Consider the following 15,334-nt stretch of genomic DNA (forward strand, 5'->3'; position numbering starts at 1 on the left):
CCGCCGGCTCACCCCACGTGCCGGATCACCACCAGCGCCTGGTCGTCCTCGGAACCGGAGAGCTTCGTCAGGATCGCGTCGGCGATCGCCTCCACCGGCTGGTCCCGCACCGGCGCGATCACCTCGTGCAGCGCCGCCACCCCGGCGTCGTAGTCCTGGTCCCGCCGCTCCACCAACCCGTCGGTGTACGCGACCAGCAGGTCGCCCGGGCCGAACGGCACCCGGGTCACCGGCACCGGGTCCGTGACCATCCCCAACGGCAGCGCGTTGCCGGTCGACACCGTCTCCGGTGGCCGGCCGGGGCGCACCAGCACCGGGTGCGGATGCCCGACCCGGGCCACCGCCACCTCGCCCGCCCCCGGGTCCACCTCCATCACCAGGCAGGTGCCGAGGAACCCGAACCCGATCAGCTCGGTCACCCGGGGGAACACCTCCGCCAGCGGCACCCCCGTACGGATCAGGGTGTTCACCACCGTCCGCAGCTGCGCCATGTCGGCGGCCGCCTCCACCCGGTGCCCCACCACGTCCCCGACCACCACCGTCAGCCGGCCGCCGTCCAGCGCGATCAGGTCGTACCAGTCGCCGCCGAGGTGCAGGCCACTCATCGCCGGCTGGTAGCGGGTGGCGAGGTCCAGGGCGGCCGGGGCCACCGCCGCCGAGGTACGCAGCCGTCCCGCCAGCCGGGTCACCAGGTTGTGCTCGGCGGCGGCCAGCCGGACCCGTTCCAGGGTCTGCTCGCAGAGGTCGGCGATGGTGTCCAGCAGGGCCAGGTCGCCCTCCCGCAGGGGGCGTTCCCGCAACCAGCCGAAGCCCAGCGCGGCGATCGGCTGGCGCTGCGCGTCCAGCAGCGGCAGCGCCACCGTGGTGACGATGCCGTGCGCGCCGACCGGGTCGGCCAGGCCGGGAAAGCGCGCGGCGAACTCGGCCCGGTCCCGCAGCACGATCCGCTCGCCGGTGCGCAGCGCCCGGGCGATCGGCCGCGGGTCGTCCAGGGTCAGGTCGGCGAAGCTGGCGGCGAGCGCCTCCGGCGTCTCGCCGTACCAGAGCCGCAGCCGCTGCCCCTCGTCCCGCATCGCCAAGCCCGGCACGGCCGCCCCCATCGTCGCCGGCGCCGCCGACAGGATGACCTCGATCGCCTCCTGGGCGGACCGGGTCACGCTCAGCCGCGCCGCGAAGTCGGCCATCGCCAGCGCCGACCCGGTCAGCTCGGCACGCCGCAGGGCCTGGCTGCACAGCCCGGCCATCGCGTCGAGCAGGGTGCGCCGCGCCTCGTCGTCGTCGGCGACCGGCTGGCCCCAGCGCACCTCCAGCGCGCCGGACACCCCGCCGTCACCGTCGCGCAGCGGCAGGCAGACCCCGGCGTCGCCGGCCAACGGGACGGTCGTGTCCTCGCGGACCGCCCGGGCCAGCGGCACGTCGGCCGCCACCGGCAGCGAATGCCGGCCGGCGCCGTCGGACACCTGCAGGGTCGGCGACCCCGGCGGCGCCACCGCCACCCGGACGGCGGACGCCCCGACCACCGCCGGCGCGGTCGAGGTGATCGCGTCGACGACCGCGTCCCGGCCCCGGGCGGAGCTGAGCGCCCCGGCGAGCCCGGCCAGCCCCTCGGCCTGCCGCAGCGCCCGCTGCCGGTCGCTGATGTCCCGGGCCACCGTGGCGACGAACGCCGTGGTGTCCCGACCGTCGCCGGTGGTGACGGTGAACGTCTGATGGTCCACGTCGAGCTGCTCGCCGGTGTCCAACCGGACCAGTCGGCTCTCCGCCCGATGGTGCCCGGCGCGCAGCGCGGCCGGGATCAGCTCCGCGCGCCACACCTCGCGCGCCTGCGGCGCGGCGAAGTCCAACAGCCGCAGCTCATCCAGCGAGGCGCCGTCGGCCAGGCCGACGAACTCCCGACCGGCCGGGTTGACGTAGACCGCCCGCCCGTCCGGCGCGGCCACCGCGATGAAGTCACCCGAGCGTTCCACCAGCGCCTGGAACAGCCGCAGCTCCGCCTGGGTGGCCCGCTCCGCGCTGAGGTCGGTCGCGTACGCCAGCCAGCGCAGCGGCTGCCGTCGCAGCGCCACCACCCCGATCTGCAGCGGGACGAGGTGCCCGTCGGCGTGCCGGTACTCCTTGTCGTACGTGCCGGCCCGGCCGGTGGCGCGCAGCTCCGCCAGGGCCCGCGCGTCCGCCTCCTCCCAGCCGGGGGGCGTGAGGCCGGGCCAGGTCAGCCGGCCCTGCGCGACGTCCTGCGCGGTGTGGCCGAGCATCGCCAGGAACGCCTCGTTGGCCTCGGTGATCCGGTCTTCCTCGCCGCCGAACACGGCGAGCACGTCGGTGGCGGCCAACCGCTCGAAGCGGGCCCGCTGGGCGCCCAGCTCCTCCAGCAGCCGGGTGCGTTCGGTGACGTCGACGACGGTGAACCCGAGCCCCACTGGCTCGTCGGCGTCGGGGATCCGGATCGGGAAGTAGCTGGCCACCAGGTGACGCCGGCCCACTCCCGGCCGCTCCGGCTCGGCGGTGAACTCCACCCCGACGATCGGGCCCCGCTCCAGCGCCCGGCGCATCAACTCCTCGATCCGAGGCTCGTACGCGGGCAGCACCTCGCCGGGGCGCAACCCCAGGTGGGCCTCGGCCGGCAACCCGTTCAGCCGGGCCAGCTCCGGGTTGACCTGGAGGTAGCGCAGCTCCGGGTCGACCAGGCCGATGCCGATCGGGGCACTGTCCAGCAGGGCGGTGCTGATCGCCGCGGTGCGCCGGGCCGCCGCCTCCGCGACCACCCGGTCCTCGATGTCGTAGATGGTGCCGATCCACTCGGTGATCGCGCCGTCGGCGTCGCGCAGGCTGGCCGCGCGGACGGCGAAGTGCCGGTACCCGTCGCTGGCGGCGTGCCAGAGCCGCCCCTCGGCCTCGAACAGCGGCGCCCGGGCGGTCAGCGCCTCCTGCCAGGCGGCCCGGATGCGCAGCTGGTCGTCCGGGTGCACCGCCGTCCCCCAGCCGGTGCCCCGGTACTCCTCCCAGCGCTGCCCGGTGAAGGCCTCCCAGGACGGCTGTGGCGCGACGATCGCCCCGGTCGCGTCGGCGGTCCAGACCACCGCGCTGGACGCCTCCACCAGGCTCCGGAACCGCTGGTCGGATCGCTGCTGGTCGGCGCGGGCGACCGCCTCCGCCCGCCCGGCGCGTCTCCGCTCGCCGGCTTCCCGCAGCCGGCGCGCGAGCCGGCCGGCCCCGAGCCGGGTGACGCCCAGCACGCTGCCGACCAGCCGGCGCAGCCGCGCCGTGTGCCGGTCCGTCACGTCGGGACCTCCGCTCGGCGGCTCGGGCGTGCCCCCATCAGTCGGACCGTACCAGCGAGGTGCGTCGCCGACCCTCGTCGAGCACGCCGTCGGCGGGATCCGGGGGACGACCCACCCGGTGGGCAAACCGGCGCGGCACCGGGGAGTTGACCGGAGCCGGGGGCGCGGGCGCCCCGGCCGTGGGACGCTGGCCGTCGGGGGAGCGGCGGGGGCGCGGACGCCCGCCGCGCGGGAGGGAGCGCCATGACGGGTACGCCGAGGGTGGACTTCGCGCTCGACACCTACGAGTGCATCGTGCTCTATCCGGGGCCGGCGGGCCCGGCGCTGCCCAGCGAGACGGTGCAGCGGCTCCAGTCCGAGCACGCCGAGCACATGCAGGCCCTGCAACGCCGGGGCCTGGTGCTGGTCGCCGGCTCCATCGACGGGCCGGCGCGCGAGCCGGCCCCGCCGATCGGCATCGGGTTGGCCCGCACCGGCTCGGTCGACGACGTGCGCACCGTCATGGAGGCCGATCCGGCGGTCCAGGCCGGGCTCTACCAGGTGGACGTGCTGACCTTCCTCTGCCCGGCCGGCTCGATGGAGTTCCCGCTGGCCAAGGCCGGGAGCTGAGTCGCCGGGGACTGTCGGGCGGGTGACGGCGGTTCCCGCCGCGCGGGTGTCCACTGGGAGGATCCGGGTTCCGCCGCGGGCGCGCCGGGCGTCACCGGGGCCCGGGCCGAGGAGCTTCGATGACCTCCGCCCCCACCGTCTCCCACGCCGCCGACCTTCTGCGTGAGCTGCTGGGTGACCGCCTGCTCCAGCCCGCCGACGTCGACTTTCCCGCCGCTGTGACCGTGTGGAACGGCGCGGTCGACCGGGCGCCCGCGATGATCGCCCGCTGCCGCGACGTCGGCGAGGTCGCCGCCGTGCTCCGCGTCGCGCGGCGCTGCCGGCTGCCGCTGACCGTCCGCGTCGGCGGCCACGACTGGGCCGGGCGCGCGCTGCGCGACGGCGGCCTGGTGCTCGACCTCACCGGGATGCGCGAGGTCGAGGTCGACCCGGCCGCCGGGACGGTCACCGTGGCCGGCGGCGTCACCGCCGCCGACGTGGTCGCCGCCCTGCGCCCGTACGACCTGGTCGTCGCCACCGGCGTGGTCCGCGCCGTCGGCCTCGCCGGCCTCACCCTCGCCGGCGGGTACGGTCCGCTCTGCGGCCGGCACGGCCTCGCCCTGGACAACCTGCTCGCCGCCGAGGTGGTGCTCGCCGACGGTCGCCGGGTCGTCGCCGACCCGACCCACGAGCCCGAGCTGTTCTGGGCGCTACGCGGCGGCGGGGGCAACTTCGGGGTGGTCACCCGGCTGACGTACCGGGCGCACCGGCTGCCGGCCGCCCTCGCCGGGATGGTCATGTTCGCCCTGGACGAGGCGGTCGACGTGCTGCGCGGCTACCGCGACCTGCTCGCCGACGCCCCCGACGAGCTGACCGTGATGGCCGGCTTCCTGCCCGGCCCGCAGGGTGAGCCGCTGGTCTTCGTCTGCCCGGTCCACAGCGGCGCCGACCCGGCGGCGGGGCAGCGCCACGTCGACCGGATCCGGGCGTGGGGCACCCCGCTGGTCGACCAGGTCGCGCCCCTGCCGTACGAGGACGTGCTGCGGATGTTCGACGACGGCATGGTCGACGGCAACCACTACCTGCTGCGTACCCGGTGGCTGCCGGAGCTCACCGACGACGCCGTCGAGGTGCTGGTCGACGCGGCCCGGCGGGTCAGCTCGCCGTACTCGGCGATCGCCCTGCACCACTTCCACGGCGCGGCCAGCCGGATCGGGGTCACCGACACCGCGTTCGGGCTGCGCGCCGACCACCTGCTCGCCGAGGTGATCGCGGTCTGGGCGCCGGGCGACGAGCCGGGGGCGCACCGGGACTGGGCCGAGCGCACCTCCGCGGCGCTCGCCCCGCTCGCCCTGCCGGGCGGCTATCCCAACCTGCTCGCCCCGGACGAGACCGACCGGGTGCGGCTGGCCTACGGCGGGAACTGGGAGCGGCTGTGCCGCGCCAAGCGCCGCTACGACCCGCGCGGGGTGTTCTCCGCCGTACCGACGCTGCCGGTGACCGACGACGAGGAGTGAGCCGCGTCGTGGCGGGCGTGGTCGCGGACGTGGGAGCGCCCCGGCCGGCGGGCGCGGCCGGGCGGTACGATTCCCGGCGCGCGGTCGCCGATGCCCGCCGCTCACGACGTCCCCCGGCGCGGCGCCCGTCCGGCCGGCCACGCGTCCGCTCGCGCGGTCGTTGGACGATGTTTTCCGCAGTTCACAAGGGGCCGGCCCGCAGGTCGACCCGGAGGAGATACTAGCCTGATGGGCGTGACACGCCGCGCGAAGATCGTCTGCACTCTTGGTCCTGCCACCTCGTCGCCGGAGCGGATCCGGGGGCTCGTCGAGGCGGGCATGAACGTGGCCCGGCTCAACTTCAGCCACGGCAGCCACGCCGACCACGAGTCGGTCTACCGGATGGTGCGCGAGGCGGCCGAGGCCGCGGGCAACCCCGTCGCCGTCCTGGCCGACCTCCAGGGCCCGAAGATCCGGCTCGGGAAGTTCGCCGACGGCCCGCACGAGTGGCGCACCGGCGACTCGGTCGTGATCACCGGCGACGACATCATCGGCACCAAGGAGCGGGTCTCCTGCACCTACCGCAAGCTGCCGCAGGAGGTGAAGCCGGGCGACCGGCTGCTGATCGACGACGGCCGGGTCGCCGTCGAGGTCAGCGACGTCACCGGCAACGACATCCGCTGCCTGGTCACCGAGGGCGGCCCGGTCTCCAACAACAAGGGCGTCTCGCTGCCGAACGTGGCGGTCAGCGTCCCGGCGATGTCGGAGAAGGACGCCGAGGACCTGCGGTTCGCCCTCGGCCTGGGCGTCGACCTGATCGCGCTCTCCTTCGTCCGCTCAGCGGAGGACATCAAGCTGGTGCACGGCGTCATGGCCGAGGTGGGCGTGTACCGCCCGGTGCTGGCCAAGGTCGAGAAGCCCGAGGCGGTGGACCAGTTGGAGGCGATCGTCCTGGCCTTCGACGGGATCATGGTGGCCCGCGGCGACCTGGGCGTCGAGCTTCCGCTGGACCAGGTGCCGCTGGTGCAGAAGCGCGCCGTGCAGCTCTGCCGGGAGAACGCCAAGCCGGTCATCGTGGCCACCCAGATGCTCGACTCCATGATCGAGAACTCCCGCCCGACCCGCGCGGAGGCCTCGGACGTCGCCAACGCGGTGCTCGACGGCGCGGACGCGGTGATGCTCTCCGGTGAGACCAGCGTCGGCAAGTACCCGGTGCTCACGGTCAGCACCATGGCCAAGATCGTCACCACCACCGAGGCCGGCTCGATCGGGGTGCCCCGGCTCCAGCACGACCCGCGTACCCACGGCGGCGCGCTCACCGTCGCCGCCTCCTCGATCGCCCGGGCCATCGGCGCCAAGGCACTGGTCGCCTTCTCGCAGACCGGCGACACCGTCAAGCGGCTCTCCCGGCTGCACTGCGACCTGCCGCTGCTGGCCTTCACCCCGGTGCCGGAGGTGCGTAACCAGCTCGCGCTCTGCTGGGGCGTGGAGACCTTCCTGATGCCGTTCGTCGAGCACACCGACGACATGTTCCGCCAGGTCGACCAGGCGCTGCTCGGCCTCAACCGGGCGAACCCGGGCGACTACGTGGTGATCGTCGCCGGCTCGCCGCCCGGCACCCCCGGCTCCACCAACACGCTGCGGGTGCACCAGCTCGGCTCGCTGGTCGACGCCGCGTCCGCGCGGGCCCTGCAGTGACCGAGCATCCGGCGGCGACCGGCCAGGCCGCGGTCGACCAGCTGCTGGAGGTCCTCGACCTGGACCACACCGGCGAGATGACCTTCCGGGGGATGAGCCCGCCGGTGGGCCCGCAGCGGGTGTACGGCGGTCAGGTCGCCGGCCAGGCCCTGGTCGCCGCCGGGCGCACCGTCGACCCGGAGCGCTTCGTGCACTCCCTGCACGGCTACTTCGTCCGCCCCGGCGACCCGGCCGAGCCGATCGAGTACCAGGTGGAGAACATCCGCGACGGCCGGTCCTTCTCGGTCCGCCGCTCGGTCGCCCTCCAGCACGACAAGCCGATCTTCTTCATGTCGGCCTCGTTCCAGCGGCAGGAGGAGGGGCTGGACCACCAGGCCCCCACCCCGCCGGACGTGCCCGGCCCGGACGACGTGCCGACCATGACCGACCGGCTCTCCCGCTACCCGGAGCGGCTGGGCATCTGGGGGCAGATCCCGCGCCCGATCGACGTCCGCTACGTCGGCGAGCCCGGTTGGGTCCGCCCCGGTGACCGTCCCGCCGACCCTCACCAGCGGGTCTGGATGCGCATCGACGGCAAGCTCCCCGACGACCAGCTGCTGCACGCGTGCGCCCTGACGTACGCCTCCGACCTGACCCTGCTGGACTCGGTCCTCTCGGTGCACGGCGAGGTCTGGGGTCCGGGCGGCGTGGTCGGCGCGAGCCTCGACCACGCGCTCTGGTTCCACCGGCCGTTCCGGGCCGACGAGTGGTTCCTCTACGACTGCTGGAGCCCGTCGGCCTCGGGGGCGCGTGGCCTGGCCACCGGTCGGATGTTCACCAGAGACGGCGGGCACATCGCCAGCGCCGTGCAGGAGGGTCTGCTGCGCCGCGTCGGCGCGTGATCGAACGGGTGAGGGCCGGTCGGCCGGTCGGCCCACCGGCCGACTAACCTTGCCGTCATGCGTCTCTCCGCCCGGGTCGACTACGCCCTCCGCGCGGCCGCCGAACTCGCGTCGGTCGCCGGTGGCGCGAGCGCCGGACGGTCCCGGCCGGTCACCGCCGAGCAGATCGCCCGCGCCCAGGAGATCCCACCGAAGTTCCTGGAGAGCATCCTGCTCCAGCTGCGGCGGGGCGGCATCGTGCACGCCCAGCGGGGCCCCGAGGGCGGCTACTGGCTGGCCCGCCCGGCGGGGGAGATCTCCCTCGCCGAGGTGATCCGGGTGATCGACGGGCCGCTGGCCCACGTCCGGGGGCAGCGGCCCGAGGAGCTCGGCTACCACGGCGCGGCCCGGGCCCTGCAGGACGTCTGGATCGCCCTGCGGGCCAGCGAGCGGGAGATTCTCGAGCAGGTCACCGTCGGCGACGTGGCCGCCGGCACGCTCCCGGCCCGGATCAACGAGCTGGCGGCCGACCCGCGCGCCTGGACCTGAGCGGCGGATCCGGCCCCGCACCGGCCTGACTCTCAGCCGGCCCTGATTCGCGACCGGCCCTGACTTGAGCCGGCCCTGACTCCAGGGCGGTCTCCGCGCCTCCGTCGGCTGGCGGCGTCCCACCCACCGATCGGGCTCTTGACCGCGGCCTTCTCGTGCCGCATTGTCGACCAAGTCGATAGGAGATGCCGAAAAGTTCGGAGGGGCTCGTGCGCAAGCTTCTGGTCCTCGCCCTGGTCGGGCTGGCCGCGCAGCTCGTCGACGGGGCGCTCGGCATGGCGTACGGGCTGACCTCGTCGACCCTGCTCCTCTTCGCCGGCGTCGCCCCGGCCGCCGCCTCCGCCTCGGTGCACCTGGCCGAGATCGGCACCACGTTCGCGGCCGGCGTCGCGCACTGGCGCTTCGGCAACGTCGACTGGCGGGTGGTCGGCCGCATCGCGGGGCCCGGCGCGCTCGGCGCCTTCGCCGGGGCGACCTTCCTCAGCTCCATCTCCACCGAGTCCGCCGCCCCCTGGATGGCCGGCATCCTCTTCGCCCTCGGCGTGTACCTGCTGGTGCGGTTCTCCCGCCCGCTGCGCGCCAATCGGGCCGCCGGGCGGCTGCGCGGCCGTTTCCTCGGGTCGCTCGGCCTGGTCGCCGGCTTCGTCGACGCCACCGGCGGCGGGGGATGGGGCCCGGTGGCCACCCCCGCCCTGCTGGTCTCCGGCCGGATGGAGCCGCGCAAGGTGATCGGCTCGGTCGACACCGCCGAGTTCGTGGTCGCCGGCGCGGCCAGCGTCGGCTTCCTGATCGGCCTGGGCAGCGAGGGCTTCCTGCTGCCCACCGTCGCCGCCCTGCTGGCCGGCGGCCTGATCGCCGCGCCGGTCGCCGCCTGGCTGGTGCGGATCGTCCCGGCCCAACTGCTCGGCGCGGCGATCGGTGGGGTGATCGTGCTGACCAACGCACGCACCCTGTTGCGCGCCGGCGACGCCGGTGGCGCGCTCCCGCCCGTGGTCTACGCGCTGCTCACCCTCGGCTGGCTGGTCGCGGTGGTGCTGGCGGTGCGGGCGCTGCGCCGTACCCGCCGGGCCCGGACCACGGTGGACACCGCCCGCGCCGCGACCGGCGGGGCCACACCGGCGCACGCCGCGACGCCGGCGGTGCCGGCGGTCGGGTCGGTCCCCGGGGTGCCGGCCACCGCGCCGCTCCGGGACACGACGCGGTTGGCCGCCGCCGACCGCTGACCCCAGAGGTACGGCCCACCCGTGCCCGCACCGCCACGAGGATTCGCCTTCCCGTTGGGCGACTCCACGGAGGACGGCTTGGACGGCGGTAGGCGGACCGGGGGTCGGCTGTTGCTCGCCGCCGGCGTGACCGGTCGACGCGACGAGCGGCCCGTCACGCGGTGTCACCGCGCCGGAGGCGGATGCCCCTGTGAGCGTGATACCTCAGAGGAATATTGATGCCTCTGAGGTATCACGCTCTTCGGGAGATTGCCTGACTGCCCCCGGTGGCTGCCCGCCGGCCGCCAGGTGCCACCTGCCCGTGGCGCCCGCTCGAGTTGTCAGCCGGCCAGGAGTTCGGTCGCGGCCGCCGACAGCAGCTCCCAGGCCTCGTCGACGTGTGCGGCGGTGGTCAGCGGCGAACCGACCGCCAGCCGCAGCGTGTACCGCCCGGCGACCCGGGTGTGGGTCAGGTGCACCCGTCCGCTGGCGTTCACCCGGGACAGCAACGCGGCGTTCGTCTCGTCGCCCGCCCGCAGCCGGAAGCAGACCAGGGAGAACGGGTGCGTCGCGGCCAGTTCGAACCGGTCGTCCTCGGCCACCCGGGCGGCGAAGCCGTCGGCGAGGGCCACCCCGGTGCGGATGTGCGCCCGCAGGCCCTCGGCGCCGTACCAGCGCAGCACGAACCAGAGCTTCAGCGCCCGGAACCGCCGGCCCAGCGGCACCTGCCAGTCCCGGTAGTCGATCACCGCGCCGGACTCGGTCGCGGCGTTGCGCAGGTACTCCGGCAGCACTGTCAGCGCCTCGATCAGCTCGCCGGCGTCGGCCACCCAGAACGCGTCGCAGTCGAAGCCGGTGAGCAGCCACTTGTGCGGGTCGAAGCAGTACGAGTCGGCGTACTCCAGCCCGGCGTGCGACCACCGCAGCTCCGGGCAGAGCGCCGCCGCGCCCGCGTACGCGGCGTCCACGTGCAGCCAGACCCCGTACTCGGCGCAGATCGCACCGATCTCCGGCAGCGGGTCGACGGCGGTGGTGGAGGTCGTCCCGATGGTGGCCACCACGATGGCGGGCACGTCGCCGTCGGCGCGGTCGGCCTCGATCGCGGCCCGCAACGCCTCCGGGCGCATCGCGAGCGTCGCCGGGTCGACCTCGACCGGGCGGACCCCGTCCTCACCGAGGCCCGCGATCCGGGCCGCTTTCTCGATCGACGAGTGCCCCTGCGTGGAGGTGTACGCCCGGTAGCGGCGGTCGACGCCCGCCTCCCGCCAGCGGCCCTTGCTCGCCCGGTGCAGGGCGCCGAGGGTGGCGACCAGCGTCGCCGAGGAGGCGGAGTCCTGGATCACCCCGCCGCCGCGGCCGGTGGAGCGGAACCGCTCCGGCAGGTCCATCAGGCCGGCGAGCCAGTCCAGCATCACCGTCTCCAGCTCGGTGCAGGCCGGGCCGGTCGCCCAGAGCATGCCCTGCACGCCGAGGCCGGAGCTGACCAGGTCGCCGAGCACGCTCGGGCCGCTGGTGTTCGCCGGGAAGTAGCCGAAGAATCCGGGGTGCTGCCAGTGGGTGAGCCGGGGCGTGATCAGCGCGTCCAGGTCGGCGAGCACGGCCTCGACCGGCTCGCCGTGCTCGGGCGGGCTCGCGGGCAGCGCCGCCGCCACCGCGCCGGGCGGGTCCTGGGAGGTCACCGGGCGCTGCCCGAGGGTCGTCCAGTAGTCGGCGATCCAGTCCACCACCGCGTACCCGGCACGGCGGAACTCGTCCGGGGTCATGTGCTCAGCCATCCGACGAGTCGACCAGCCGGGCCGGCCGGGAGCAAGGGCTACCCGGGTACCCGCACGGAAGCAGACACCGGATCGCCAGCCGCGGAATCCGCACAGCTGGCGACCCGGTGCACCACACCGCAGCACCCCCGACCCGTCCCGACCGGGAGTGCCGTACCACCACCGGGGACAAACCTAGGCGGGCTGCGCGACGGCCGGGTGACGCGGGTATGAAGAGCGTGTTTCAGGCATCCCGCCGCAGGCCACCGGCCACCTTCTCGGCGATCAGCTCGAACGAGCGGATCCGGTCGGCCACGTCGTAGACCATCGTGGTGAGCATCAGCTCGTCGGCGCCGGTGCGGGCCAGCAGGTCGGTCAGCTGCCGGCCGACGGTCTCCGGCGAGCCCATCGCCTGGCCGTCCCGGCGCTGCCGGACGAACTCCCGCTCGAACTCGTTGTACGGGTACGCCGCCGCCTCGTCGGGGCTGGCCAGCGGCTCCGGGTGGCCCGATCGCAGCTTCAGGAACGACAGGGCGCTCGGCCCGGCCAGCCACTCGGCCCGCTCGTCGGTCTCCGCGCAGACCGCGTTGACCGCGACCATGGCGTACGGCTGCTCCAGCCAGCGCGACGGCCGGAAGTGCTGCCGGTACAGCGCCAGGGCGGGCAGCGTGTGCTGCGCGCTGAAGTGGTGCGCGAAGGAGAACGGCAACCCGAGCAGGCCGGCGAGCTGGGCGCTGAAGCCGCTGGAGCCGAGCAGCCACACCGCCGGTGCCTGGCCGAGCCCCGGGGTGGCCGTGATCGGGCCCGGTTCGTCGCCGCTGAAGTAGTTCATCAGGTCGGCCAGCTCGCGGGGGAAACCCTCGGCCGACAGCCCCTCCATGGTCCGGCGCAGCGCCAGCGCGGTCACCTGATCGGTGCCGGGCGCGCGGCCGATGCCCAGGTCGATCCGCCCCGGGTGCAGCGCCTCCAGGGTGCCGAACTGTTCGGCCACCACCAGCGGCGCGTGGTTGGGCAGCATCACCCCGCCCGAGCCGAGCCGGATGGTCGACGTGTGCGCCGCCAGGTGGGCGAGCAGCACCGCGGGCGCGGAGCTCGCGATCGCCGGCATGTTGTGGTGCTCGGCCACCCAGAACCGGCGGTAACCCAGCTCCTCGGTGCGGCGGGCCAGCTCGGTGGTGTGCCGCAGCGCCTCGCCGGCGTCGGCGCCGGCCGCGACCGGAGCAAGATCAAGAACAGACAAGGGTACGTCGATCACGTCTGTGCCAACCGGGTCCGCGCCGGAGTTGTTCCGGCCCGGGGCACGTCACGCCCGCCGGCGGGGCAGCGCGGCGGCCGCCCCTTCGCTAGCGTCCGGCCATCGACAGTCGGCAGAGCGGGGGGACCTCGATGGCGGGTAGCGACGGGCGCGGGGAGCCGCGGCGGAGAAGCAGGACCAGGCCCCTGCTCGCGGCGGCGGTGGCGGCGGCGCTCGCCGTGCTCACACCGACCGCACCGGTGGCGTACGCCGCCGATCTGGCGATGACCAACAGCGGCTTCGAGAGCGGCCTGAGCGGGTGGACGCAATTCGCCGCGGGTGGCAACTCCGCCAGCGCCGAGCGGGCCTACCAGGGCACCCTGAGCGCGAAGATCGTCGACACCAGCGCCGTCGACGGGACCGGGCTGGAGAGCGGCCGGTCGGTGGCGACCGCGGGCACCCGTTACACCGCCTTCGCCCGGATCTTCGTCGAGGTCGGCGGGATCGACCTCTACCTGAGGTTCTACGACTCCGGCGGCACGCTCGTCGGCAACCACTACGCCGCCACCACCGCCGCGCCGGGCACGTGGGCCGCCGTCCAGGTGAGCGGCACCGCGCCCGCCGGCACGACGCGGATGTCGGTGCTGCCGTACTCGGGCAGGTCCAGCGTCGCCACCGCCTACGTCGACCAGGTGTCGCTCAGCGCCGCCGTGACCGACCTCGGCGTCCAGATCGACACGTCCCAGATCAACGGCACCACGTTCGGCATCGGCGCCCACCAGGACAAGGCGTACGGCATCTTCACCGGCTCGAACGACCACGCCACCAACCCGGCGCGGTTCGGGGTGATCGACGTGGACACGGCCAGCATCGTCGGGAGCACCTACCCGTTGACCGGCGCGATCGGTGGTTGGGCCGCCACCACCGCCTCGGACGGCAGCGTCTACCTCGGCTCGTACTCCAACGGGCACCTGTACCGACACGTGCCCGGCGGCAGCGGGGTGACCGACCTCGGCCAGGCGATGGCCGGTGAGGAGTTCGTCTGGTGCCTGACTCCCGGCACCGACGGGCGGATCTACGGCGGCACCTACCGCGGCGCCGGCTACTTCAAGTACGAGCCGGCGCACGGCTTCACGCAGCTCGGCAGCAAGCCCATCTGGCCGGGCCGGCAGTACGTCCGCAGCATCGCCTTCGACCCCGTCCAGGGCGCCACCTACCTCGGTGTCGGCACCAACGCCGCGTTGATCCGCTTCGACCGGGTGACCGGCGCGAAGCAGGACATCCTGCCCGCGAAGTACGCCGACATCTCCATGGTCGGCAACCTCACCCACACCGGCGGTCGGCTCTTCGCCAGCATGGCCAACGGCACGATGTCGGTGCTCAACGTGACGGAGCACGCCGACGGCACGGTCACCGCGGTCGAGGAGGCGAGCTTCGGGGCGAAGACCGTCTCACCGGCCCGCGACGGCCGCGTCCACTTCGTCGCCTCCGGCGGGGTGCTCTCCTCCTACGACATCGCCACCCGGCAGGTCACGCCGGTCGGGGTGACCGTCACCGGCGACTACGGGCACTTCGGCTGGGTGAGCCTGGCCGACCAGGCCGGCCACCCCGGTCAGACGCTGGTGGTGATCGGGAACGAGGACGGCCGGACCGTGCTGCTGAAGTACAACCCGACCAACGGCGCGTCCTCGGTCACCCAGGTCACCGGCACCCCGACGCAGCCCACCCACATCAACGCCCTCGCCACCGGACCGGACGGCAACATCTACACGGGGGGTTACCTCAGCGGGGCCACCGGGATGTACCGCCCGCTGAGCGGCGACGGTGACGACAGCCGGCCGGATCAGTTGTACCGGGGGCTCTCCCAGACCGACTCGATGACCAGCTACGCCGGGAAGCTCTATGTCGGCACCTACTCCGGCGCCAAGGTCCACGAGTACGACCCGGGCCAACCCTGGCGGCCCGGCACCAATCCCCGGCAACTCGTGGCGCTCGCCGGCGACGGGCAGGACCGTCCCGTCGCGATCACCGCCGGCGGCGGTCGTCTCTTCGTCGGCACGGTCGCCGGCTACGGCCGGCACGACGGCGCGCTGACCGTGTACGACCTGGCCAGCGGGGCGCACACGGTGCTGCGGAACATCGTTCCCGACCAGAGCGTGGTGGCCCTGGCGTACCACGGCGGGAAGGTCTGGGGCGGCAGCACCATCCGCGGCGCGCTCGGTGTGGACACCACACCGAAGGCCACCGAGGCGAAGCTCTTCAGCCACGACCCGGCGACCGGTGTGACCGAGACCTGGGCCCTTCCGCCGACCGCCCGGAAGCTCACCGCGATCACCGCGCTGGCCGTCGTGGACGGGAGGATCTGGGGCATGGCGGAGGGCTACCTGTTCGTCTTCGACCCGGCGACCAGGACCTTCACCACCGCGCCGACGCAGAAGTTCCCCGAGATCGCCTATACCTACGGTTCCTGGTCGGATGCCGAGCTGCTGACCATCGCCCGGGACCCGGCGCACGTCTACGGCACCATCGGCGACCACGTCTTCAAGATCAACAAATCGACGCTCGCCGTGACGAAGCTGGTCTCCACCGGCGTCAACGGTCTCACCGCCGACGAGCACGGCAACCTCTACTACAGCCGCTACGACCGGCTGCACCGGTACGTCCCCTGATGCCGG

The 15,334-nt window shown here is 74.3% G+C and carries 10 protein-coding genes; 7 read left to right on the top strand and 3 right to left on the bottom strand.

What is annotated here, in order from left to right; translation table 11 throughout:
- Positions 1 to 8: 8 nt before the first annotated feature.
- Positions 9 to 3,278, bottom strand: a complete 3,270-nt coding sequence (locus V6U79_RS17800) for a SpoIIE family protein phosphatase (RefSeq protein WP_334615232.1) — start codon at positions 3,276 to 3,278, stop codon at positions 9 to 11.
- A gap of 243 nt (positions 3,279 to 3,521) precedes the next feature.
- Between V6U79_RS17800 and V6U79_RS17805 the strand changes: the two genes are divergently transcribed.
- The 6 genes from V6U79_RS17805 (at position 3,522) to V6U79_RS17830 (ending at position 9,692) form a co-directional block, all read left to right on the top strand.
- Positions 3,522 to 3,887: a YciI family protein gene (locus V6U79_RS17805; protein ID WP_334615233.1), complete on the top strand. Its 366-nt coding sequence runs from the start codon at positions 3,522 to 3,524 to the stop codon at positions 3,885 to 3,887.
- A gap of 119 nt (positions 3,888 to 4,006) precedes the next feature.
- A complete protein-coding gene (locus tag V6U79_RS17810) occupies positions 4,007 to 5,383 on the top strand; it encodes an FAD-binding oxidoreductase (RefSeq protein ID WP_334615234.1) in 1,377 nt (458 codons plus the stop codon).
- Positions 5,384 to 5,611: 228 nt separating this feature from the next.
- Positions 5,612 to 7,060, top strand: coding sequence for a pyruvate kinase (gene pyk / locus V6U79_RS17815; protein ID WP_334522632.1), 1,449 nt, complete (start codon positions 5,612 to 5,614; stop codon positions 7,058 to 7,060).
- A complete protein-coding gene (locus tag V6U79_RS17820; RefSeq protein WP_334522635.1) occupies positions 7,057 to 7,941 on the top strand; it encodes an acyl-CoA thioesterase in 885 nt (294 codons plus the stop codon). The genes pyk and V6U79_RS17820 overlap by 4 nt, the downstream gene beginning before the upstream one ends.
- Positions 7,942 to 7,998: 57 nt before the next feature.
- Positions 7,999 to 8,469 carry an RrF2 family transcriptional regulator gene (locus V6U79_RS17825; RefSeq protein ID WP_334522638.1) on the top strand — a complete coding sequence of 157 codons (471 nt, stop codon included), beginning with the start codon at positions 7,999 to 8,001 and terminating at the stop codon, positions 8,467 to 8,469.
- Between the two features lie 209 nt (positions 8,470 to 8,678).
- Positions 8,679 to 9,692, top strand: coding sequence for a sulfite exporter TauE/SafE family protein (locus V6U79_RS17830; protein WP_334615235.1), 1,014 nt, complete (start codon positions 8,679 to 8,681; stop codon positions 9,690 to 9,692).
- 320 nt (positions 9,693 to 10,012) lie between these two features.
- On the opposite strand, the gene V6U79_RS17835 is transcribed toward V6U79_RS17830, so the two are convergent.
- Together V6U79_RS17835 and V6U79_RS17840 are read right to left on the bottom strand one after the other, a co-directional pair.
- Positions 10,013 to 11,446, bottom strand: coding sequence for a pyridoxal-dependent decarboxylase (locus V6U79_RS17835; RefSeq protein ID WP_334615236.1), 1,434 nt, complete (start codon positions 11,444 to 11,446; stop codon positions 10,013 to 10,015).
- A 223-nt stretch (positions 11,447 to 11,669) separates the two neighbouring features.
- Positions 11,670 to 12,680, bottom strand: a complete 1,011-nt coding sequence (locus V6U79_RS17840; protein WP_334615237.1) for an LLM class flavin-dependent oxidoreductase — start codon at positions 12,678 to 12,680, stop codon at positions 11,670 to 11,672.
- Positions 12,681 to 12,811: 131 nt separating this feature from the next.
- Between V6U79_RS17840 and V6U79_RS17845 the strand changes: the two genes are divergently transcribed.
- On the top strand, positions 12,812 to 15,328 hold the full coding sequence (locus V6U79_RS17845; protein ID WP_334615238.1) for a hypothetical protein: 2,517 nt from the start codon (positions 12,812 to 12,814) through the stop codon (positions 15,326 to 15,328).
- Positions 15,329 to 15,334: the final 6 nt, after the last annotated feature.

Source organism: Micromonospora psammae (genome assembly GCF_036902725.1).
GTDB lineage: Bacteria > Actinomycetota > Actinomycetes > Mycobacteriales > Micromonosporaceae > Micromonospora.